The organism is Arthrobacter sp. NPDC080073 (genome assembly GCF_040686575.1).
Classification (GTDB): Bacteria; Actinomycetota; Actinomycetes; order Actinomycetales; family Micrococcaceae; genus Arthrobacter.
Map to the genome: position 1 here is coordinate 21,194 of NZ_JBFBKR010000009.1, position 23,341 is coordinate 44,534.

Here is a 23,341-nt window from a genome sequence, read left to right on the forward strand (position 1 = left end):
CCCTAGCGGTTCAAAGGATTTCGACGGCGGATCCTCCCACCGTTCAGGACTTCTGTTCTATGTTACAGCGTCGCTAGCTGCGGACCTGGCCTTCACCCTGGACGATCCACTTCGTGGTGGTCAACTCGGTGAGGCCCATGGGACCGCGCGCGTGGAGCTTCTGGGTGGAGATTCCTACCTCGGCACCGAGGCCGAACTCGCCTCCGTCGGTGAAACGCGTAGAAGCGTTCACAATGACAGCCGCAGAGTCGATGTCCGCGATGAACTTCTCCGCGTTCGCCAAGTTGTTCGTCAGGATGGCCTCCGTGTGGCCCGTCGACCATTTGCGGATGTGCGCGACCGCCTCGTCGAGGTTGTCCACCATGGCAACTGCGAGGTCAAGGTCCATATACTCCGTGGCCCAATCGACGTCGTCGGCCGGGACTGTATCCACGGAGCCGGACAGCGCCGCTTCGATCCGGGAATCCACATGCAGGGTGACACCGGCCGAGCGCAAGGCCGCTGCGACGGCAGGCAGCACCGTGGATTTCGAGTGCACCAGGAGAGTCTCCACGGTGTTGCAGACGCTGGGACGCTGGGTCTTGGCGTTAAGCAGGATATCGACGGCCATCTCTTCGCTGGCCGACTCGTCGAGGAAGATGTGCACATTGCCTTCGCCGGTCTCAATGACGGGCACGGAAGAGTTGTTGACCACAGTCTGGATCAGCTCCCGTCCACCACGGGGAATCAGCACGTCCACCCGGCCGCGGGCACGCATCAGGACGTTTCCGCCCTCGCGGCCGAACTGGTCCACGCTCTGGACGGCGTCGGCGGGAAGACCAACGGATTCCAGCGCATCGCGGAGGATGCCCACAAGGGCTGCGTTGGTGTGGGCAGCAGCCGATCCGCCGCGCAGGATCACCGCATTGCCGCTCTTCAAGGCGAGCCCGGCGATGTCGACCGTGACGTTGGGGCGGGCCTCGTAGATCGCCGCGACTACTCCCATGGGCACGTTGACCTGGCGCAAGCGCAGTCCGTTGGGGAGGGTCTGGCCCCGGACGACGTTGCCCACGGGATCCGGCAGGCCCGCCAGGTTTTCAAGGGCCGCCACAAGGCCGTCGATCCGGGCAGGAGTCAGGGTCAGCCGGTCCAGCATGGCAGCGGAGGTTCCGTTGTTGCGGCCAGACTCAACATCCTTGGCGTTGGCGGCGAGGATGGACCCCTGCTGTTCCCGGAGAGCCGCGCCGATAGCGTGCAGGGCGCGGTCCTTCCACGCACGGTTCGCCTGGGCCATGTGCCGCGCGGCCTGCCGTGAGCGGTCCGCGATCGAATGCACGGCCGCCTCCACTTGCTCAGAGGTGAGCGGCGCGGTTCCCAGCTCCGGAGTTTCCGGCACCTGGGCGGCATTGCCGGCAGCCAGGGCGTCAGTCATCACAGGAGAATCAGGGGTAAGGGCCTCAGTCATTCTCCAAGTTTAGTGGAGGGGGACCCCTGAACCAGCACGAGGTCGTCAACATGAACAATTACGCGGTCATACCCGCGGCCAAGGTCCTTGGCGAGTTCCTTGGTTGAACGGCCCAGCATGCGGGGAAGCTCTTCCGCCGAGTAGTTCACCAGTCCCCTGGCAATCACGGCGCCCTTGGCAGAAACCATCTCCACGGGATCGCCGGGCTCGAAGTCTCCCTGCACCGACGATATCCCGGCTGGCAACAGCGAGGTGTGTCGGTCGCGCACGGCCTTGACTGCGCCGTCGTCGAGCACCAAACGGCCCCGAACCGAGGCAAGGTGGGCCAGCCACAGCAGGCGGACGGGTTTGCGGTTGCCGTTGATGGCGAACCAGGTTCCCACGTCCTCGCCTGCCAGTGCGGCCGCGGCATTGGCCGTGGAGGTGACGAGGGCGTGGATGCCGGAGCCTGCGGCAATGGACGCCGCCTCCACCTTGGTGGTCATGCCCCCGGTCCCGACGCCGGCCTTGCCGGCCTTGCCGATAGTCACCCCGACGAGGTCAGCGGGACCGCTGACCAGCGGAATGCGCTTTGCACCCAACGACGGCGGACCGTCGTACAGCGCATCGACATCGGAAAGCAGGACCAGCGCATCCGCCCGCACCAGGTGCGCCACCAAAGCGGCCAGGCGATCGTTGTCACCGAAGCGGATTTCGTGGGTTGCCACGGTGTCGTTTTCGTTCACGACGGGTACGACGCCGAGGTTCAGCAAACGGTCCAGCGCACGGTAGGCGTTGCTGTGCTGCGTGCGCCGCATCAAGTCATCCGCAGTCAACAGGACCTGGCTGACCGTGACCCCGTGCGCAGCGAAAGCCTGCGAATAGCGCGCCATCAAAAGCCCTTGGCCCACGCTGGCCGCGGCCTGCTGTGTGGCGAGGTCCTTGGGACGCTTGGCGAGGCCGAGCGGTGCGAGACCGGCCGCGATGGCACCGGAGGAGACCAGGATGATCTCTGTCCCGGAGTTGCGCTTTTCGGCCAGGGCGTGGACGAGCGCCGTCAACGCCTTTTCCGAGATGCCGCCTTTGATGCTCGTCAGCGAGGACGAACCCACCTTGACCACGATCCGCTTGGCGCCGGCGAGTGCCTGGCGTTCGGCGGCGTCGTCGCCCTCAGCGACTTCAGCGATGCGGGCCGTGCTAGTCGTCATTTTCGGCTTCCAGGCCGCTTTCCTTCAGGGGCTTGGGGAGACGACGGCCGCTGACGGACTCGGTCCAGATGCCCGCCTTGCGCTCGGCTTCGAGCTCGGCGCGTGCTGCAGCCTTTGCCTCGCGGCGTTCGATCTGCTCATCGCGCTTCTGCGAACGGGTGGGGCGGTCACCGATGTCGGCAACACGGATGTCCGTGCCTCGGGGCGTCGCCAGGAGTTCGGCACCCGCCATCATGGTGGGCTCCCAGTCGAACACGACGCCGTCCTCTTCGCCGATCACCACGGTGTCGCCCGGGACGGCACCCATCTTGAACAACTCGTTTTCGATGCCAAGCTTGGCCAGCCGATCGGCGAGGTAGCCGATGGCTTCTTCGTTGGTGAAGTCGGTCTGCTTGACCCAGCGGACCGGCTTCTCCCCCAGCACGCGGAAAAGCGGCTCGAGGTTCTTTTCCTCGCGGCGGATCGTGAAGCCGGACTCGTTGACGGCACGCGGACGCAGGACGGGCGCTGCGACCTTGGGAGGCGCAGCGGCAACGGCCTTGCGGGCGGCCATGACAATCTCGCCCATGGCGAAGCTCAGTTGGCGCAGGCCTTCGTGGCTCGTGGCCGAGACTTCGAAGACGCGGTAGCCGCGCTGTTCCAGTTCGGGACGGACAAACTCGGCCATGTCCCTGCCGTCAGGCAGGTCCACCTTGTTCAGGACAACAAGCTTGGGGCGTTCGTTCAGGGGGACGACTTCGCCGTCAACGCCGGCGTAGCTCATGTCCACGGCGTACTTGTCGAGCTCTTGCTCGATGATCGCAAGATCCGAGAGCGGGTCCCTGTCCGCTTCCAGGGTTCCGCAGTCCAGCACGTGCACCAGCGCCGCGCAACGCTCCACGTGGCGCAGGAAGTTGTGGCCCAGGCCCTTGCCTTCGCTCGCGCCCTCGATCAGCCCGGGAACGTCTGCAATGGTGAAACGGACGTCACCGGCCTGGACCACGCCAAGGTTGGGGATCAGGGTGGTGAACGGGTAGTCGGCGATCTTGGGCCGCGCCGCTGACATTGCCGCGACGAGGCTGGACTTACCCGCGGAGGGGAAGCCAACCAGCGCGATGTCTGCGATGGACTTCAACTCCAGGACGATGTCACTGGAGTCGCCTTCAATTCCGAGGAGGGCGAAACCGGGGGCACGGCGCTTCTGCGAAGACAACGAGGCGTTGCCAAGGCCGCCCTGGCCGCCGGCGGCAGCAATGAATTCGGTGCCCTCACCTACGAGGTCAGCCAGGACGACGCCGTCCTTGGTCTTGACCACAGTGCCGTCCGGCACGGGAAGCACGAGGGTTTCACCGTTCTTGCCGCCGCGCCAGTCGCCCATGCCGGGGCCACCGTTGGTTGCGTGCCGGTGCGGTGCGTGGTGGTAGTCAAGCAAAGTGGTGGTCTGGGCATCGACGCGCAGGATGACGTCGCCCCCATTGCCGCCGTTGCCGCCGTCGGGTCCGCCGAGGGGCTTGAACTTCTCGCGCTTAACAGAGACACAGCCGTGGCCGCCTGTTCCGCCGGATACGTGAAGTACTACCCGGTCTACGAAGGTCGCCACGTGTTTCTCCTCTATGTGGAAATTACTGCTTGAAGTGCGCGTTGCGGGCTGATGCGCCGCCGCCCGCCCTACTAAATTCTAGTGCGGTTAAAAACACAGATGGAGCGGGCCATACGGCCCGCTCCACCCGTTCAGAACGTGTTGTTACTCTGCAGCTGCAGCAGCAACGATGTTCACTACGCGACGGCCGCGGCGAGTACCGAACTCAACCGCACCTGCCTGCAGGGCGAACAGGGTGTCGTCGCCACCGCGGCCGACACCGGCGCCCGGGTGGAAGTGGGTGCCGCGCTGGCGGACGATGATCTCGCCTGCGGAAACGACCTGGCCACCGAAGCGCTTTACGCCGAGGTACTGGGCGTTGGAGTCACGACCGTTGCGAGTGGAGCTCGCGCCTTTTTTATGTGCCATTTGAAATGCCTGCCTTTAAATTCTGGGGAACCTGTTGAAAACCTGAACAGCAACCAGTGGTTACTTGATACCGGTGATCTTGATCTTGGTCAGTTCTTGACGGTGACCCTGGCGCTTCTTGTACCCGGTCTTGTTCTTGAACTTCTGGATGACGATCTTCGGACCACGGAGGTCTTCGAGGATCTCAGCCGTAACCTTGACCTTGGCCAGATCCGCAGCAGCGGAGGTGACCTTGTCACCGTCCACCAGGAGCAGTGCGGGCAGCTCAAGGGTGCTGCCGGCTCCACCGGGGACGCGGTTCAGGGTTACGTAGTCTCCAACGGAAACCTTTTCTTGGCGGCCGCCTGCGCGGACAATCGCGTACACCACTTGGGCACTCACTTCTCTCGACGTTTATTACTAAATTTGCGTGCGGAACCCCGATCCGAAAACGGGCCTGGTTCACGCTGTGCCTCAACGCCGTGGACTCCGGTAGGGAATCCATGAGTCATCCCTCGAATAGTTCCAAATGAAAGGTCAGTTCCAAATGAACGGTTTCTGGGGGCATAACCCAAGTGTTGGCGTAAGCACCGAAGATCTAGATTACGCTAGTTTCGCCTTCGGCTGCAAATGAGGCCAGGTCCGGAGGCTGCCACGTGATGGCTGCCACAGACTGGCTATGCCGCCATCCGGTACCGTGCCCGTCCACCTTACCCTGCCGGGCGGGAAAAGCCCGGATCCCCACTCCGACACGCTGCAGCGCCCTCCGGCACAGGCCTTGTTCCCATCCTTCCGCGACAGGAACCGGGTTCAGCCGTGCAACCTTGGAGCATCGAAGAACGCCGTTTCATAACGGCAGGACTGGGTGAATGCCTCCATCATCGCGGTGCGCTCCGCAGGCGTTGCTGCCTGCGCGGCGGCATCCGTGATGTCGATCGCCTTGCGGGTGGCCTCGGCAAACGCCTCGTCCGCGTAGGTGCGCAGCCAGTCCGCGTAAGGGTGCTCCTCCGACGCTCCCGCCTGCCTGTAACCATGGTGGAGCTGCTGGCCCACTTCGGCGTACAACCAGTAGCAGGGAAGGATGGCAGCCAGCAGGACGGCATAGCTGCCCGACGCCGATGCCGCCAGCAAGTGGTCGACATAGGCCTTGGTGACCGGGCCTAACCCTCCACCTACCTGGCGTCCGCTGAGCCAATTCCGATGCAGCTCGGACTCGACTTCAAGGCACATTTGCGAGCCGCGGGCCCAGAACAGCTGTTCGCTTTCGCTTGGAGCGAGGGCGCTTGCCCGCGCCAGGACACGGGAATAGCCGTTGAGATAGATGGCATCCTGCGACAGGTAATAGCGGAACTGCGCTTCGCTGAGCCCGCCGGACTGCAAGTGCCGTATGAAGTCCAGGCCATAAATGGCCGCGAGTTCCGTTTGGGCGGCTTCCCACATCCGGACGGCAAAATCCCCCGGTTGAAGGGAATGCCGGAGCCCGTGGAAATGATGGATCGGCCCGTTGCCCTTCCCCACCTCCAGCACCCCGGACTGGGTCAGCGCCTCCTGAAGCCACGGCTTGACCACACGCAGGGCGGACTCCCATTCGCCGGTCCGCGCCTTGGCCGTCGCCATCGCCGACGACAGGGAACACCCCGTGCCGTGGCTATTGCGGGTCTCCACCCGTTGGCCGGCGAATTCCACCACGTCCTGGCTCAGGACTCCCCCGGTGTTGACGAGGGCGTCGGGGCAGCCCGCTCCCTGCAGATGGCCGCCCTTCACCAGGACGGTGTTCCCACAGGCGGCAGCCAGGCGTTTGCCTTGCTCCAATGCCGATGCCCAGTCAGTGGCCTCAGGTTCGCCTAGCAGCATGGCCAGTTCCGGAAGGTTGGGGGTCACCAAGTCAGCCAGGGGCAGAAGTTCCAGCAGTGCGGCTTCAGCGGACTCCGCCAGGAGCCGGTCGCCGCTGGTGGCGATCATCACCGGGTCCAGCACGACGACGGCGGGACGGGCCTCCCCGAGCCAGCGGCGGACCTCGTGGATGACCGCCGCATCCCCGAGCATGCCGATCTTGACGGCATCAACGGTGATGTCGTCGCTAATGGCGTCCAGCTGCTGGCGCAGGAACTCCACGGGTGGAACATGGACAGCAGTGACTCCCTGGGTGTTTTGTACGGTGAGCGCCGTGATGACGGCCATGCCGTAGCCGCCGTTGGCCGCGATGCTCTTGAGGTCTGCCTGGATCCCGGCGCCACCTGAAGGATCCGAGCCGGCAATGCTCAGGACCCTGGGGATAGGGCGCTGGACGGCCTTGAGCGGGTAGACGGCTGATTGCGCCGGAACAGTCATGCGAGACATCCCTTCGCCGGTGCTAACCGGACAGGTTCAACGGGTCTGGTCTCAGCCGGCTTGGTGCGCGGCACCCCGTGTCAGTCCCCAAGCTTAACCCGGATCACGCCCCGCCCGCTGAAACCGCCCTTTGCAACCGCTGCAGGGAGGTCCGGTCGCTTGGCCTGCAACGCAGAAGCCCCGGCGGTTTCCACTGGAGCGGGAACAGCCGGGGCTTCGGACAGGGTATTGCGCTTAGAGTTCGGACTTGGGCACGCCGACTCCGAGGATGATCGGTTCCGCTGCCGCCGTCGGCTTGGCCGGAGCGGCGTCCGCCGCCTTTGCCTCGTGCGCGGCCCCGCCGGAGGCGGCCGCGGCGACCTCGTGGTGCTCCACGTTGGTGGCGTTGGCGGCACCCTGGGCCCGGCTGGCACTACGGTTGCGGCGGCCTCGGCGTCCACGCGGACCCGTCTCCGGGGATTCTACGGGTGCAGCGGCAGCCGGGGCCGCTGCGGGCGCTTCCTTGGTTTCTGTCGCGGTCGCCGCGGTGTCCGGAGCTTCTCCCAGGCCAGCGAACGCCTGTGCCAACAGATCCAGGCTCATGGCAGGCGCCCCACTCGCCGGTTCCTCTTCGTGGTGGACGAAGGGCAACGCCACTTCCTCGCCGCCGAACCGCAGCACAGGCGTCGAACGTTCCTCGCCACCCGATGCAGCGGCGGGAGCCTGGACCGGGGCCGCAGGGGCCTGGACCGGGGTCGCTTCCGCTACGTGCCCGTCGGCGAGCAATTCGGCCGCATGGTGGAGCTCGTCGTCGTGCAAGTGGGCAGCGTGGGCGGCAGCCGCAATGGTGGCAAGGGCGGCGCGGGTGGCTGCCTTGCGATTCGGGTCAGTGGATTCCACGGAGTGGACCTGCACAGGAGGGGTCATCGGGAGCTCAGTAGTCCCCTGCCCCGTGCCCCTGCCGCGGCGGCGCTTGCGCTGTTCCGGGCGGACGGCCGGCTGTGACTCCGTACGCGGGTGGTGGTGTTCGGCGGCCACCACGTTGGCCCGACGGTGCTCCACCGGCTCGTCGTGCGTGACGATTCCGCGCCCTCCGCACGTTTCGCACTGCTCGCCGAAGACCTCTAGCAGGCCGGTGCCCATGCGCTTGCGGGTCATCTGGACCAATCCGAGCGACGTCACTTCGGCGACCTGGTGCTTGGTGCGGTCCCGGCCGAGGCACTCGACCAGCCGGCGCAGCACGAGATCGCGGTTGGATTCCAGGACCATGTCGATGAAGTCGATGACGATGATTCCGCCGATGTCGCGCAAGCGCAGCTGGCGGACCACTTCCTCGGCAGCCTCGAGGTTGTTCTTGGTGACGGTTTCCTCGAGGTTGCCACCGCTGCCGGTGAACTTCCCGGTGTTGACGTCAACAACCGTCATGGCCTCGGTACGGTCGATCACGAGCGAACCACCGGAGGGCAGGAAGACCTTGCGCTCCAAGGCTTTGTGGATCTGTTCGTCCACGCGCCAGGCCGAGAAGATGTCCTGATCCGAGGTCCACTTTTCGAGGCGTCCCACCAGGTCCGGCGCCACGTAGGTGACGTAGGCCTCGATGGTGTCCCAGGCTTCGTCGCCGGAGACGATGAGCTTGGAGAAGTCCTCGTTGAAGACGTCGCGGACAACCTTGATGGTGAGGTCCGGTTCGCCGTACAGCAGTTCCGGGGCCAGGATCTTGGTGGATGTGGACTGGCTTTCGATGCCTTCCCACTGGGCCCGCAAACGGTTGATATCGTGCGTCAGCTCTTCCTCGGAAGCGCCCTCGGCGGCGGTGCGGACAATGACGCCCGCGTTCTCCGGGAGGCGATCCTTGAGGATCTTCTTCAGGCGGTTGCGCTCCACGTCGGGCAGCTTGCGGGAAATACCGGTCATTGAACCGCCGGGCACGTACACAAGGTAGCGGCCGGGCAGCGAAATCTGGCTCGTCAGGCGTGCGCCCTTGTGGCCCACGGGGTCCTTGGTGACCTGGACCAGCACGGAATCGCCGGACTTCAGGGCGTTTTCGATGCGGCGCGGCTTGCCTTCCAAAGTGACGGCATCCCAATTGACTTCACCGGCGTACAGCACGGCATTGCGGCCGCGTCCGATGTCGACGAACGCGGCTTCCATCGACGGCAGCACGTTCTGGACCTTGCCCAGGTACACGTTGCCGATCAGGGAATCCTGCTGTGTCTTAGACACGAAGTGCTCCGCGAGGACGCCGTCTTCCAGGACGCCGATCTGGATCCTGTCGTCGCGCTGGCGGACGATCATCTGGCGGTCCACGGACTCACGGCGGGCCAGGAATTCGGCCTCGGTGATGACCTGGCGGCGGCGGCCGGTCTCGCGGGACTCGCGGCGGCGCTGCTTCTTGGCTTCAAGGCGGGTGGAGCCCTTGACGCTCGTGACGCGGTCGGAGCCGCTAGTGGACTCGACGTGTGCGCGGGGAGCACGAACACGGGTGACCGTGTTGGGGGGATCGTCGTCTCCGCCGCCGGTCAGCTCCAGGTCCTGGTCGCCACGACGGCGGCGCCGACGACGGCGGGAGGTCACGCCTTCTTCGAGCGCTTCCTCGGTACCGGCTTCTGCCTCGTCATCGGACTCCGCGGACGTTTCTTCTCCCGCGGCTTCATCACGCTCGTTGCCCCGGCGTCCACGACGCCCACGGCTACGACGGCGCCGGCGGCTGCCGGCTTCGTCCAGTTCGTTGTCCTCGGAAACGTCCTCAGCGTCAGCCTGCGGTTTTTCTTCGACGACGGCCGGCCTGGCAACCGCGCTCAAGTCCGGCGCCTGGAAGATCATGGACGTGACGGACGAAGGTTCCAGGAACAGCGATGCGATCGGGCTTGCAGCTTCCGCCTCGACGGCCGGCTCCTCGGTGGTTTCCTCGGGCGCAATCTCCGCAGCCGGGAGTTCCACACTGTTGTCCTCGGGGGCAACCCCGAGAGCGGGCGGTTCAACCGGGGCTTCTTCGGCGACGGGCTCGGCGCTCTTTGCCCTCGTCGTACGACGGCGGCGGACCGGCTTCTCGGGGGCGGCTTCGGCCTCTGCAGCCATTTCAGTTTCGACGACGGCTGGAACCTCCGGCGCGTCGCCACCTTCCGTGGAAGCTTCTTCGGCGAAACCTGGCAGCGGCTCGGAAGTTTCGACCTTCTTTCGAGCCCTGGTGCGCCGGACTGGAGCCTTGGGCGCTTCGATGTCCGTCGACTCGGCGGGGTGCTCAGCGTCGGCTGCGGCAGCTCCGGCGTCGGGGGCTTCATCCGCGGCGACCGTCTTCGGTGCCGCCTTGCGGCGGGTGCGGGTGACCTTTTTGGGTGCTTCAGTGGTCTCGGTGGACGCCGCATCTTCGGCGGCGGCTACAACTTGCTCATTATCCATATGTGGCAACACTCCTGCCCTTGCGCAACCGCCACATCCGGTGCCCAGAGGGGCAATATTGTCAAAACCCGCAGGCGTTGACAGAAGTCAGTAGTAGTCTTTCCGGTTCGCACCAGCATGGGGGTGCGGCATCCACGGAAAGCCGGCTTCGCTCCAAACCCGTTGTTCTAATGCCACAACCAGGTGCCGTCCATTGCCACTGCGGCCCTACCGGGGATCATTGGATCCTGGGCATGCCCTGCATATGACTGGCGGTCTTGGGAACAAGATACCGGACCGGATTCCGCATGTGGATCGGCTTCCGGCCATGTTCATTCTCTCACACGCCCGCACCCCCGGCAGGAAACACGCCCTGAAGGCTTCCGTGCCGCCGCCGACGCTGGACGCGTCATCCAGCCGTCGCGGCTAGAATCCTCCCATGAGCAGTCCCCGGTCCTGCGCCGGGCCATCCAGAAAAGGACAGCCAACCATGCCGAGCCCTGCCAGCCCGAACCTGGCCAACAACGATGCCCTCCCGGAGGGGAAAACCCCCTACCGGGAAAACGCCGTCGACGCAGCTATGCCACGCATGGTCCGCGACCGCCCCTTTGCGTGGCTGCTCCTCGCCACCGGCGCCATAGCGTGGCTCGCATCAGGGGCGCTCGTGCTGGAAAAGCTGCAGGTTCTCATCGACCCCAACCACATAACGGCCTGCGACCTCAATCCGTGGGTGTCCTGCGGCAGCGTCATGAAGACACCGCAGAGTTCGGTTTTCGGTTTCCCCAACATGTTCATCGGCATTGTGGCCTTCGCCGTGATCATCACCACCGCGATGGCGATCTTTGCCGGGGCCCAGTTCGCACGCTGGTACTGGATCGGACTGCAGACCGGCGTCACCCTGGGCTTCATCTTCATCGTCTGGCTCTGGTCCCAGGCACTGTATGTCATTCACATCCTGTGCCCGTTCTGCATGGTGGTCTGGGCATGCATGATCCCGCTCTTCGTCTTCGTGACCATCAGGAACGTCGCGCACGGGGTCATTCCAGCGCCCGCCCGCCTTGCCGGGATCCTCAGCGAATCCGGTTGGATCATTTCCGCGTTGCTCTACGTTGCCGTGATTGCAAGCATTTTCTTCGCCTTCATCAATGTCTTCATCGGCACGTCCGGTTACTGAGCACTCATCCCTTAACTAACGCGGGGTCACTTACGGCCCATTCCGGACCTCCGGATGGACTGTAAGTGACCCCGCGTTGTTCGTTTTTGGCGTGCCTGGAAACTACGCGCCGAACCAGATCTTGATCTCGCGCTCGGCGGAATCCACCGAATCGGAACCGTGGACCAGGTTCTGCTGCACTGCCAGGCCCCAGTCGCGGCCGAAGTCGCCGCGGATGGTGCCCGGCGCCGCCGTCGTCGGGTCCGTGGTTCCTGCGAGGGAGCGGAAGCCTTCGATCACGCGGTGACCCTCGAAGATGGCGGCGACGACCGGGCCGCTGAGCATGAACTCGACCAGCGGCTCGTAGAACGGCTTGCCGAGGTGCTCTTCGTAGTGCTGCTCCAGCAGCTCCCGGGTGGCGTTGACCTTCTTCAATTCGATCAAGGAGTATCCCTTGGACTCGATGCGGGCGAGGATGCTGCCGCTCAAGTTGCGGGCGACGCCGTCGGGCTTGATCAGTACAAGGGTGCGCTCAATGCTCACGGTTGCTCCAATGTTGAGTGTGTGGGTTTCCCAGCCAGTTTACGGGGTTTCGCTCAGGCGGACTGCCCGGCAGAGTCTTCCCCATGCGAAGCGTTCCACTCGGCTTGCTCACGATCGCGCTGGGCGTTCTCGCGGTCGATCCTCATGCCGGCACGGATGCCGTACCACCAGCAGGCCGCGAACAGGACTCCGACCACGAACATCGTGGGCTCGACGATGCCGCAAAGAATCAAGACCAGCTGCAATACCCAGCCGACACCGATGCCCCAGGGTTTGCTGAGCACGGCACAAGCCAGGATCAGCACCAGGCTCAGGGTGATCCCGGATGTCAGGATCAGCGCGGGCTGCACTTCGCCACGTTTCAGTCCGAAGACTGCCAAGGTGGCGAAGAACGCGACGAAGGCCTCCAGGAGCAACACGGTCGAAGCGAACATCACCTTGGTCGAGCGGCGCTTCTTGGGCATCCCGGGCCGCCATTCGCGCTGGGCTTTGGTGAGTTTGGCCATGCTCAGGAACCTGCCTTCCCGAGGAGCATGCGGGCTTCGGCCACCACGGTGATGGAACCCGTGACGAGTACTCCGCCGGCCAGGTCATCGTTGGCTTCGGCACGTTCCACGGCCCACTCGATCGCGTCATCCAGCTTCTCGGCAATGTGGACGTTGTCCGCACCAAAGCCAAGGTCGACGGCGAGATCGGCCAGTTGCGCGGCCGGGATGGCCCGCGGCGAGCTGGACTGCGTGAAGCAGAACTCCTCTGCCAGTCCGCCCAGGGATTCCTTGAGCTGCCGCAGGATTTCTTCCGCGTCCTTTTCCTTCAGGACCCCGAGGACCACCACCAGCTTGCTGAAGCTGAAGGCCTCTTCGATTGCCTCGGCTGAGACGCGGATGCCTTCAGGGTTGTGGGCGGCATCCACGATGATCGTGGGAGCGGTGCGCACCACCTCAAGGCGGCCGGGCGAGGTGACGTTGCCGAAACCCTCGCGCACGAGGTCGCCGTCGAGCTCTTTTTCGCCTCCACCGAAGAAGGCCTCCAGGGCAGCGACGGCGACTGCCGCGTTCTCGGCCTGGTGGGCGCCGTGCAAGGGCAGCAGCACGTCCTCATAGCGGCCCGCGAGCCCCTGGATGGTCAGCACTTGGCCGCCGACGGCCACGCTGCGGGACTCGACCCCGAATTCGACGCCTTCGAAGCGGAACGGCACGCCCACTTCGCGCGCCTTCTCCAGAAGCACCTGCGCGGCGTCCACGGGCTGGGCCGCGCTGATCAGGAAGCCGCCGGGCTTGATGATTCCGGCCTTCTCGTAGGCGATGTCCTCGGTGGTGTCGCCGAGGAGGTCGGTGTGGTCAAGCGAGATCGGCGTCACCACGGACACCTGCCCGTCGCCCACATTCGTGGCATCGGTAATGCCGCCCAGCCCTACTTCAATCACGGCGACATTCACGGGTTGGTCAGCGAAGATCGCGAAGCCGAGGATGGTCAGGCACTCGAAGTACGTGAGCTTGGGCTGGCCATCGGCCTCGAGTTCCTTGTCCACGATCTCAAGGTACGGACGGATCTCGTCCCAGATCCGGACAAAGGTCTCATCCGAAACCGGCTCGCCGTCGATGCTGATGCGCTCGGTCACCTTCGACAGGTGCGGACTCGTGTAGCGGCCCGTGCTCAAGCCGTGCGCGCGAAGCCCCGCCTCGATCATGCGGGCGGTGGAGGTCTTGCCGTTGGTGCCGGTGATGTGGATGATCGGGAACGCCTTGTTGGGCTCCCCCAGCACGTCCATCGCCCGGTACAGGGGCGCCAGCCGCGGCTCCATTTTGTTTTCCGGGGCGCGGCCCAGGAGTTCGGCGTAGACACTTTCTACGGAGAATTCGTCGCTCATGTACTAGGCCTCGATCTTGGTAACGGTGATCTGCGGTTCGGCAGCGTCGCCGGAGACGACGGGGTCGAGCTTGAGGGACAGGGTTTCGGTCTTGACCAGCTCTTCATTGGCGCGCAAGGCGTCAACAACGTCGGGGACGGCCAGGACCGTGGTGTGGATGCGGTCGCTCACGTTGAGTCCTGCGTCCTTGCGGGCCTGCTGGATGGCACGGACCATGTCGCGCGCCAGGCCCTCGGCAGCCAGTTCCGGAGTGACTTCGGTGTTCAGGACCACGAAGCCGCCGCCCGGAAGGACAGCGACGGCCGCGGAGGCTCCGCCTGCGGATTCCGCGACGACGGTCTCGAGCGTGTACTCCTGCGGCTCCAGTTCAAGGCCCCCTGCCGTGACCACCCCACCATCGGAAACGGACCAGTCGCCGGACTTGGAACCCTTGATGGCCTGCTGGACGTTCTTGCCCAGTCGGGGACCAGCCGCGCGGGCGTTCACCACGAGTTTCTGCTCGATCCCGAATTCCTCCGGCGATGCCGTAGCGGCATCCAGGAGCCGGACGGAACGCAGGTTCAGTTCATCCGCGACGACGGCGGCGAAGCCTTCCAGCGCGTCCGCGCCGGGTGCCACTACGGTAAGCTCCTGCAGCGGCAGGCGAACGCGAAGGTTGGCGGCCTTGCGCAGGCTGGAGCCGGTGGAGCAGATCTGCTGGACCCGGTCCATGGCTTCGACGAGTCCCGGGTTTGCCGGGAACAGGCTTGCCTCCGGCCAATCGGCCAGGTGCACGGAGCGCCCGCCGGTCAGGCCGCGCCAGATTTCCTCGGAGACCAACGGAAGCAGCGATGCCGAGACACGGCAGACGGCTTCGAGGGCCGTATGGAGTGCGTCAAAGGCGTCGGTGTTCTCGTCGAAGAAGCGCTGACGGCTGCGGCGGACGTACCAGTTGGTGAGCATGTCCAGGTAGCTGCGCAGTTCATCGCAGGCCCCGGAAATGTCGTATTCGTCCAGGCTGGAGGTGACGTTGCGGACGAGGTCGCCTGTGTTTGCCAGCAAATACTGGTCCAGGGTGTCCGTGTAGCCGTCGTAGCGCAGCTTGGCGTCATAGCCGGCGCCGCCATTGGAGGCGTTCGTGTACAGGGTGAAGAAGCTGTAGACGTTCCACAGCGGCAGGATGACCTGGCGGACGCCGTCGCGGATTCCCTGTTCGGTGACCACGAGGTTGCCGCCGCGCAGGATGGGGCTGGACATCAGGAACCACCGCATGGCGTCGGAGCCGTCGCGGTCCAGGACCTCGGAGACGTCCGGGTAGTTGCGCAGGCTCTTGGACATCTTCTGCCCGTCGGAGCCCAGGACGATGCCATGGCTGATCACATTGCGGAACGCCGGCCGGTCGAAGAGTGCCGTGGACAGGATGTGCAGCATGTAGAACCAGCCGCGGGTCTGCCCGATGTACTCGACGATGAAGTCTGCGGGGTTGTGGGTGTCGAACCATTCCTCGTTCTGGAACGGATAGTGCACCTGGCCGTAGGGCATGGAACCCGAGTCGAACCACACGTCCAGGACGTCCTCGACCCGGCGCATGGTGGACTGGCCCTCTTCGGCGGAGCGCGGGTCGTCCGGGTTGGGCCGGGTGAGTTCGTCGATGAACGGGCGGTGCAAGTCGACCTGGCCGTCGTTGTTCATCGGAAGGCGGCCGAAATCGGCCTCCATCTCGGCGAGCGAGCCATAAACGTCCGTGCGCGGGTACTCGGGGTCATCTGACTGCCATACCGGGATGGGCGAGCCCCAGTAACGGTTGCGGCTGATGGACCAGTCGCGGGCGTTGGCCAGCCACTTGCCGAACTGTCCGTCCTTGACGTTGCCCGGGATCCAGTTGATCTCCTGGTTCAGTTCGGACATCCGGTCCTTGAACTTGGTGACCTCGACATACCAGGAGGACACGGCACGGTAGATCAGGGGGTTGCGGCAGCGCCAGCAGTGCGGGTAGCTGTGCTCGTAGCTGGCCTGGCGGACCAGACGACCGCCGGAGCGCAGCGCCTGCGTGATCGGCTTGTTGGCATCGAACACCTGCAATCCTGAGATTTCGGCGAGGGGTCCGTGCGCGAACAGGTGGAGGAACTTGGCGCCTTCATCGACGGAAAGGACCACGGGGATACCCGCGTCCTCACAGACTTTCTGGTCGTCTTCACCGTAGGCCGGGGCCTGGTGGACGATGCCCGTGCCGTCGGTGGTGGTGACGTAGTCCGCCACGAGGAAACGCCAGCCGTTCTGCGTTCCGTACTTCTCGGTGTCGGAGAAATAGTCCCAAAGCGGCTCGTACTCCAGGCCGGCCAACTCGGTGCCGGTGTAGCTGGCTGTGACGGCAGCGGTGGCGGCAGCGCCGTCGTCGTACCCCAGGTCCTTGGCGTAGGTGCCGAGGAGATCGGCGGCCAGCAGGAAGCTGCCCGTCACCGGGGCCTCCGGCGAGGCGGCCTTGATGCCGTTGGGACCGGCCGGAACCACCGCGTAAGCGATATCAGGCCCGACTGCGAGCGCCAGGTTGGTGGGCAGTGTCCAGGGGGTCGTGGTCCACGCGAGGGCCTGCACACCCTCAAGGGACTTGGAGAGTTCCGACTCCCCGGCCTTGATGGGGAAGGTCACCGTGACGGTCTGGTCCTGGCGGTTCTTGTAGACATCGTCGTCCATGCGCAGCTCATGGTTGGACAGCGGAGTCTCGTCCTTCCAGCAGTACGGCAGGACGCGGTACCCGTTGTAGGTGAGGCCCTTCTCGTGAAGCTGCTTGAAGGCCCACAGGACAGACTCCATGTACTCGACGTTGAGGGTCTTGTAGTCGTTGTCGAAATCCACCCAGCGTGCCTGGCGCGTGACGTAGCTCTTCCATTCGTCTGCGTACTTCATGACCGAGGCACGGCACGCGTCGTTGAACTTGTCGATGCCCATCGCTTCGATCTGGGTCTTGTCCGTCATGCCCAGCTGCTTCATGGCCTCGAGTTCGGCGGGCAGGCCGTGGGTGTCCCAGCCGAAGCGCCGTTCGACGCGCTTGCCGCGCTGGGTCTGGTAACGGCCTACCAGGTCCTTGGCGTAGCCGGTCAGCAGGTGCCCGTAGTGGGGCAGGCCATTGGCGAAGGGCGGGCCGTCGTAGAAGACGAACTCGTTGCTGCCGGGGTGGCCGCCGGGAAGGTCGGCGCTGCGCTGGTCGATGCTGGCTTGGAAGGTGCCGTCTTCATCCCAGTACTTGAGGATGCGCTCTTCGATCTCCGGGAACTTCACGGAGGCGGACACCCCCGTGGAGGTGCCGGACGGAGCTGTGCCTGACACTGCGGTGGAGGCCTTGGGGTAATACGTCATCTCTTCATCCTGGGTTGAGCCGGTGAACACAAAGTTTCATTCAGGATGCGAGGACGGCGCCAGGCGTTGTTTCCAACCGCTCCGGTACCGCGGTACCACCTCACTTACCGTCGCTGGGGCTGCTCCCCGTGAAGAGGAACTGCTCCGGCGTCGGCCGCTCATTGCTGCTGTGACGGGCTTACCCGTCCGGTTCTACTGACCCCCATGGTGGCGCGGGCGTTCTTCCGGAAGCTCACCGGTGATGTCCGGGTCAAAGCTTGTGCCACAAGTCTAGCGGCAGCGGCGCCGCGAGCTCCACTTGAAGGCATGGGGCGCGCGACACCGCGACCTTAGCCCTTGCGGATCAACTTGTGGGTGGCTGCCTGTGCCACAGGACGGACGATGATCTCGTCGAGATTGATGTGGTGCGGAACTGAAACCGCGTACTTGACGACGTCGGCGACGTCCTCCGGCGTCAGCGGCTTCTCGACCCCGGCATACACTTTGGCTGCAGCAGTGGCATCGCCGAGGCGGTTGAGCGCGAATTCCTCCGTGCGGACGAGGCCTGGCGCAACCTCGATGACACGGATGTTGTTCTCGGCTTCCTCCAGCCGGAGGGCGCCGGTCATTGCGTGTTGGGCGAACTTGGCCGCGTTGTACCCGCCGCCGCCCTCGTAGGCCGTGAGTCCCGCGGTCGATGTCAGGTTCAAGACGGTGCCCTCGCCGTTGGCCCGCAGCATCGGGAGGAAGGCCCGGGTCAGCTTCAGGGTGCCGAGCACGTTGACTTGGTACATCCAGTCCCAGTCTTCGGTCTGCGCATTGGCCAAGGTGTCCGCGCCCCGTGCGCCGCCGGCAATGTTGATGAGCGTGTCCGCTCCCCCCGCCTCGGTGACGGCGGAGAGCAAGGCCGCAACGTCGTCGTCGTTGGTGATATCCGCGGCGAAAGGCACTGCGCCGCTCTCGGCGCCGAGTGCCTCGAGCCGTTCCGCACGGCGGGCAACGGCGAAAACCTTCCATCCATCGGCGGCGAGGGCGCGCACGGTGGCTTCGCCGATTCCCGTGCTGGCGCCGGTCACTACTGCGGAACGTTGGGACACCGAAGTTTCAGGAGCACTCATGTCACCAGCCTATCGCCGCCTCCCCCTCCCAGTTGTCCCATTCGCTGTTTCCCCTGTGCCGGACGTCAACCCTTCCGGCACCAGCTATCCCTTCCCTCACCAAGACTGGGACAGATGACGCGGACTTCATCGCCGAGAGTGCCCCGGACACAATGGGAAGCACAGAATTCGGATCCCGGAGAACCCAACGCGCCGGAATACGCACCACTGGGATGCCCTGCATGACCAGGGAATTCCAACGGCTGCGGTCGTTCTCGAATTCCTGTGGCCCCGAATGGAACTTCCGACCATCAACTTCGTACACGAGGCCACCATTGACGACGCCATCGACTCTTCCCACTCCGGCAATCTGTACCTGCGTGTCCACATGGAATCCTGCGTCTTCCAGGGCCAGGCGCGCCAACGTCTCCGGCATGGACTGTGAATCGGTGCGGATCCTGCCGATCAGAAGGCGGATCCGCCAGTCGTGGGACCCAGCGAAGTGCGACAGGAGGTCCCGCAGCATGACTCGTCCGCCGGCAACGGCCCCTTCCGCCACCACGAGCGCCTGCCAAGCCGGGACGCACCTGAAGGCCTGGCACACGGCGTCGAAATCTGAGACCACAAGCTGCCTGGCTGAACGTTTGCCCCGATGGACCACGCAGCCGGGAACCTCCTTGGCGCTGTCTCTGACTACGTGAGGCCTTACGGGCGACTTCCAGACCCATAAGCCCCGTGCCGAGGCTGCAGACACGCATGCCAAGGACACGTTTTGCCCGGCTGCTTTGACAATGTCGGGCCTGGCCGACGGAAGGGCATAGGTACCCCGCGCAGTCTTCAGCAGGAGCCCGTGGTCGACGAGGTCCCGGATCTGGAACCGGTCAAGGCCCAGCCGCCGTAAATGGCTGAAGCGGCATACCCCCCAATTGCGCTGCATCATGCGCTGAATCTCGTCCATGGCTCAACCGTGCTTCACGCAGACCAAGCAATTCCAGCTTCAACTGCCGTATGTGGACATCCCCCGGGCTACCTCGTCCCCAGTTGTCCCATCGCCTGTGACGCGTGTGGGCCCTGTCAACACCATGTACTTCATACGCCGCGTGGGACGCAGGGAGTGGGACAACTGGGTAGGAGAGGGGCGGCGGGGCGGGGCGGTGCAAGACCATGAAACAATTGGCGCATGGCTGAATCAACGCAGGGTACAGACACGCCCGCCACCGCCCCCATCAACGTTCCCGACAAGCCGGCCCTTGAAGGCCTCGAGGCTGCCCTGACGCAGCGCTGGCTGGACGATGGAACCTACAAGTTCAACCCGGACACCACCCGGGAGCAGGTCTACTCGATCGACACTCCCCCGCCTACCGCATCCGGTTCGCTGCACGTGGGCCACATGTTCTCGTTCACGCAGACGGATGTCCAGGCCCGCTACATGCGCATGACCGGCAAGAACGTCTTCTACCCGATGGGCTGGGACGACAACGGGCTTCCCACCGAGCGCCGCGTGCAGAACTATTACGGCGTCCGCTGCGATCCCGCCATTCCCTACAACGCCGACTACCGCCCGCCGGCACAGCCTGCGAAGAACCAGCGCGACTTCGACGTCGTCTCGCGCCAGAACTTCATCGAACTCTGCGAGGAACTCGCCGTCGAGGACGAGAAGGTCTTCGAGAACCTGTTCCAGACCCTCGGCCTGTCCGTTGACTGGGACCTGACGTACCGCACCATCGACGACACGTCCCGGGCAGTGTCCCAGCGTGCCTTCCTCGAGAACCTGAACGCCGGGGACGCCTACATGGCCGAGGCCCCCACCCTGTGGGACGTGACGTTCCGCACCGCGGTCGCGCAAGCCGAGCTGGAGGACCGCGAGGTTGCCGGTGCGTACTACCGGTACCCCTTCTTCACCGCTGACGGCGAGAAGATCTACATCGAGACCACGCGTCCGGAACTGCTCGCCGCGTGCGCTGCGCTGGTGGCAAACCCCGACGACGAGCGCTACCAGCCGCTGTTCGGCAAGACCGTCACCTCTCCCCTGTTCGACGTTGAGCTCGAGGTCAAAGCCCACCCGCTCGCCAAGGCGGACAAGGGCTCGGGCATCGCCATGGTCTGTACCTTCGGCGACCTGACCGACGTCACCTGGTGGCGCGAGCTGCAGTTGCCCACTCGCGCCATCATGGGCCGCGACGGCCGCATCATCGCCGAGACTCCAGAGTGGATCACCACCGACGCCGGCAAGGAAGCCTACGCGGCTATCGCCGGCAAGACGGCGTTCTCTGCCAAGGAGGCAGTGGTCGAGCTTCTCCTTGCCGCCGATCTGCTCGATGGCGAGCCCAAGAAGATCACGCACCCCGTGAACTTCTTCGAGAAGGGCGACAAGCCCCTTGAAGTTGTCACGTCGCGCCAGTGGTACATCCGCAACGGCGGGCGGGACGAGGACCGCCGCGAACGGTTGATCGCACGTGGACACGAGATCGAGTTCCACCCGTCCTTCATGCGCTCGCGCTACGAGAACTGGATCTCCGGGCTGAACGGTGACTGGCTCGTTTCGCGCCAGCGCTTCTTCGGGGTGCCGATCCCCGTCTGGTACCCGCTGGATGCCCAGGGCAACCCGGACTACGCAAACCCGATCCTGCCGTCCGACGAGTCCCTTCCCGTGGACCCTGCGGCAGACGCGGCCCCCGGCTTCGAGGAATCCCAGCGCGAGCAGCCCAACGGCTTCATCGGAGACGCCGACGTCCTGGACACGTGGGCCACGTCGTCGCTGACTCCGCAGATCGTGGGCGGCTGGAGCCGTGACGAGGAACTGTTCGGCAAGGTCTACCCCTTCGACCTCCGCCCGCAGGGACACGACATCATCCGCACCTGGCTCTTCTCCTCGGCTGTCCGGGCGGATGCCCTGCAGAACAGCGCGCCGTGGAAGCACGCCGCCATCTCGGGCTGGATCCTGGACCCGGACCGCAAGAAGATGTCCAAGTCCAAGGGCAACGTGGTTGTTCCCACCGACGTCCTGAACGAGTTCGGCTCCGACGCCGTCCGTTACTGGGCCGCCTCGGCCAAGCTCGGCGCGGACACCGCCTACGAGATCGCCCAGATGAAGATCGGCCGCCGCCTGGCCATCAAGCTTCTCAACGCCTCCAAGTTCGTGTTGAACCTGGGCGCTACGGAGAACTCGGTTGTCGGCGCCGACCTGTCCGTCCTGAGCAACCCCTTGGACCGCGCGTTGTTGGCCCAGCTGGCCGACGTCGTCGCGCAGTCCACCAAGGCATTCGACAACTACGACTACGCCCGCGCGCTGCAGATCACGGAATCGTTCTTCTGGCAGTTCACGGACGACTATGTGGAACTCATCAAGGACCGCGCCTACGGTGCGGCCGGCGAGACCGAACAGGCATCCGTGCTTGCAGCCCTTGCCACCACGCTTGACTCGCTGTTGCGGCTGTTCGCGCCGTTCCTGCCCTTCGCGACCGAAGAGGTCTGGAGCTGGTGGCGCGCGGGTTCGGTTCACCGCGCGGCGTGGCCGGCAGCGGTGGAAATCGTCGACGGCGACACCACCATGCTGGGCACCGTCGGCATCGCGCTGAGCGGCATCCGCAAGGCCAAGTCCGAGGCGAAGGTCAAGCAGCGCACCGAGGTCCTCTCCGCCACCATCACCGCTACCGAGTCGTTCGTTGCACAGTTGGAAGCCGGACTGGGAGACCTCAAGGCCGCAGCCAACGCACAGGAGATCTCACTGGTAGCAGGCGACGGCGAGCTCACGGTCAGCGACGTTGTCCTGGCACCTGCCGAGGAGCCCGCCCAGGCGTAGTTTGGACGAGCCCGGGAGTTTCCGGGACGAGCCAAAGAGTTTCCGGGCAAAGGGGAAGCCCCATCAGCGTTTAGCCGTTGGTGGGGCTTCGACTCTTCGGCTGCCTGGTGACGTCTTGGCAGTCTGGCGGAATCCTCGGACTTTCAGGTCTTCCTACCTCGTCACTGGTAGCTTGCATCCAACTTTGCCGAAGGCTGCGTCAGCTGCATATCACTGAATCTCTGGTTCCCGTGTCCCTCTTCTTTCGAAGTGGGTAAGTTCTATTCTTGACCCGCTCCCCGGCCAGCACAAGCCCTCTTGAGGAACTACTCAAATGTAATTCAGGGGCCTCATCGCAGGCGCCCGGGGTTCTGGGGCTGGGCGCTTTGTGGCACAGTGTTGCTATGCCAGAACTTCCCGAAGTGGCCGGGCTGACTGCCTTCCTGGGCAGGAATCTTCTCGGTGCCGAACTGACGAAGATCCAGATCACTTCTTTTGCCGTGCTGAAGACAGCCGATCCGCCTTACTCAAGCCTAGAGGGTCGCAAAATCGTCGGCGTTGAACGCTTCGGAAAGTTCGTCAGTCTCGACGCCGAGGGCATCCATTTCATCTTCCATCTCGCCAAGGCCGGGTGGCTGCGCTACACGGAGCAGCCATCCCACACCCAGCTGCGCATGGGCGGCAGCAATATTGCCGCGAGGCTCGGCTTCACCAAGAGCGACGGCTCAACCCACGTCGGAGTGGACCTGACGGAAGCCGGGACTAAGAAGAGCCTGGCCGTATACGTGGTGCACAATCCCTTGGACGTTCCCGGGATCGCGACACTCGGCCCGGACCCGCTGAGCCCTGAATTCACGGTGGAAACCCTCGCCGGAATCCTTTCCACAAGCGCGCACCAGATCAAGGGACTCCTTCGGAGCCAAAGTGTCATCGCCGGCATCGGCAACGCCTACAGTGACGAGATCCTTCACGCCGCCAGGATTTCACCGTTCGCGATCGCCAAATCGCTCGACGAAGACACCACCCGTGTCCTCTACGAGTCCATCGAGAGTGTCCTCGGTGCGGCCGTCGCTGCCGCCGTCGGCAAAGCCTCAAGCGAACTCAAGGACACGAAGCGTAACACCATGCGGGTCCACGGGAGGGCGGGCCAGCCTTGCCCTGTGTGCGGGACCACCATCCGCGAGGTGTCCTTTGCCGACACTTCATTGCAGTATTGCCCTGGCTGCCAGACAAACGGAAAGATCCTGGCGGATCGTAGAACGTCGCGGTTCCTGAAATAGCCGCGCCTGCGGTCCAG

The 23,341-nt window shown here is 64.6% G+C and carries 16 protein-coding genes and 1 riboswitch; of the genes, 3 read left to right on the plus strand and 13 right to left on the minus strand.

The features are described 5' to 3' along the window. Positions 1-73 precede the first annotated feature (73 nt). From AB0O52_RS12015 to AB0O52_RS12045, 7 genes are all read right to left on the minus strand, one after another. The gene (locus tag AB0O52_RS12015; protein ID WP_364537821.1) at positions 74-1,444 is read right to left on the minus strand and encodes a glutamate-5-semialdehyde dehydrogenase; all 1,371 of its coding nucleotides are present in this window, start codon (positions 1,442-1,444) and stop codon (positions 74-76) included. Continuing rightward, on the minus strand, positions 1,441-2,631 hold the full coding sequence (proB, locus tag AB0O52_RS12020) for a glutamate 5-kinase (RefSeq protein WP_364537823.1): 1,191 nt from the start codon (positions 2,629-2,631) through the stop codon (positions 1,441-1,443). Before proB ends, AB0O52_RS12015 begins: the two co-directional genes overlap by 4 nt. After that, a complete protein-coding gene (gene obgE, locus AB0O52_RS12025) occupies positions 2,621-4,210 on the minus strand; it encodes a GTPase ObgE (protein WP_364537825.1) in 1,590 nt (529 codons plus the stop codon). The genes proB and obgE overlap by 11 nt, the downstream gene beginning before the upstream one ends. Before the next feature lie 144 nt (positions 4,211-4,354). Then, complete coding sequence (gene rpmA, locus AB0O52_RS12030; RefSeq protein ID WP_003803426.1) at positions 4,355-4,618, minus strand: 50S ribosomal protein L27; 264 nt, start codon at positions 4,616-4,618, stop codon at positions 4,355-4,357. 60 nt (positions 4,619-4,678) lie between these two features. Continuing rightward, positions 4,679-4,987, minus strand: coding sequence for a 50S ribosomal protein L21 (gene rplU / locus AB0O52_RS12035; protein ID WP_028267456.1), 309 nt, complete (start codon positions 4,985-4,987; stop codon positions 4,679-4,681). 420 nt (positions 4,988-5,407) lie between these two features. Then, a complete protein-coding gene (gene thiD, locus AB0O52_RS12040; RefSeq protein WP_364537827.1) occupies positions 5,408-6,928 on the minus strand; it encodes a bifunctional hydroxymethylpyrimidine kinase/phosphomethylpyrimidine kinase in 1,521 nt (506 codons plus the stop codon). Further along, positions 6,920-7,016, minus strand: a riboswitch (TPP riboswitch). Its footprint overlaps the gene before it by 9 nt. Before the next feature lie 146 nt (positions 7,017-7,162). Next, positions 7,163-10,306 carry an Rne/Rng family ribonuclease gene (locus AB0O52_RS12045; RefSeq protein ID WP_364537829.1) on the minus strand — a complete coding sequence of 1,048 codons (3,144 nt, stop codon included), beginning with the start codon at positions 10,304-10,306 and terminating at the stop codon, positions 7,163-7,165. Between the two features lie 469 nt (positions 10,307-10,775). Here AB0O52_RS12045 and AB0O52_RS12050 point away from each other — a divergent pair, with 469 nt between their 5' ends. Beyond that, a complete protein-coding gene (locus tag AB0O52_RS12050; protein ID WP_364537831.1) occupies positions 10,776-11,459 on the plus strand; it encodes a vitamin K epoxide reductase family protein in 684 nt (227 codons plus the stop codon). 102 nt (positions 11,460-11,561) lie between these two features. Here AB0O52_RS12050 and ndk read toward each other — a convergent pair whose 3' ends face one another. The 6 genes from ndk to AB0O52_RS12080 all read right to left on the minus strand — a co-directional run bounded on the left by ndk (position 11,562) and on the right by AB0O52_RS12080 (position 19,221). Next, positions 11,562-11,981: a nucleoside-diphosphate kinase gene (gene ndk, locus AB0O52_RS12055; protein WP_364537833.1), complete on the minus strand. Its 420-nt coding sequence runs from the start codon at positions 11,979-11,981 to the stop codon at positions 11,562-11,564. 53 nt (positions 11,982-12,034) lie between these two features. After that, the gene (locus AB0O52_RS12060; RefSeq protein ID WP_364537835.1) at positions 12,035-12,487 is read right to left on the minus strand and encodes a DUF4233 domain-containing protein; all 453 of its coding nucleotides are present in this window, start codon (positions 12,485-12,487) and stop codon (positions 12,035-12,037) included. 2 nt (positions 12,488-12,489) lie between these two features. Further along, positions 12,490-13,851 carry a folylpolyglutamate synthase/dihydrofolate synthase family protein gene (locus AB0O52_RS12065; RefSeq protein ID WP_364537837.1) on the minus strand — a complete coding sequence of 454 codons (1,362 nt, stop codon included), beginning with the start codon at positions 13,849-13,851 and terminating at the stop codon, positions 12,490-12,492. Between the two features lie 3 nt (positions 13,852-13,854). Continuing rightward, entirely contained in the window at positions 13,855-17,187 is a 3,333-nt protein-coding gene (gene ileS / locus AB0O52_RS12070) for an isoleucine--tRNA ligase (protein ID WP_364538050.1), read from the minus strand. Positions 17,188-17,516: 329 nt separating this feature from the next. Continuing rightward, positions 17,517-18,284: an SDR family oxidoreductase gene (locus AB0O52_RS12075; RefSeq protein ID WP_364537839.1), complete on the minus strand. Its 768-nt coding sequence runs from the start codon at positions 18,282-18,284 to the stop codon at positions 17,517-17,519. Position 18,285: 1 nt separating this feature from the next. Beyond that, complete coding sequence (locus AB0O52_RS12080) at positions 18,286-19,221, minus strand: type IV toxin-antitoxin system AbiEi family antitoxin domain-containing protein (RefSeq protein ID WP_364537841.1); 936 nt, start codon at positions 19,219-19,221, stop codon at positions 18,286-18,288. Between the two features lie 222 nt (positions 19,222-19,443). Here AB0O52_RS12080 and valS point away from each other — a divergent pair, with 222 nt between their 5' ends. Together valS and AB0O52_RS12090 are read left to right on the plus strand one after the other, a co-directional pair. Next, the gene (gene valS / locus AB0O52_RS12085) at positions 19,444-22,065 is read left to right on the plus strand and encodes a valine--tRNA ligase (RefSeq protein WP_364537843.1); all 2,622 of its coding nucleotides are present in this window, start codon (positions 19,444-19,446) and stop codon (positions 22,063-22,065) included. A gap of 383 nt (positions 22,066-22,448) precedes the next feature. After that, positions 22,449-23,324 carry a DNA-formamidopyrimidine glycosylase family protein gene (locus AB0O52_RS12090; RefSeq protein ID WP_364537845.1) on the plus strand — a complete coding sequence of 292 codons (876 nt, stop codon included), beginning with the start codon at positions 22,449-22,451 and terminating at the stop codon, positions 23,322-23,324. Positions 23,325-23,341: the final 17 nt, after the last annotated feature.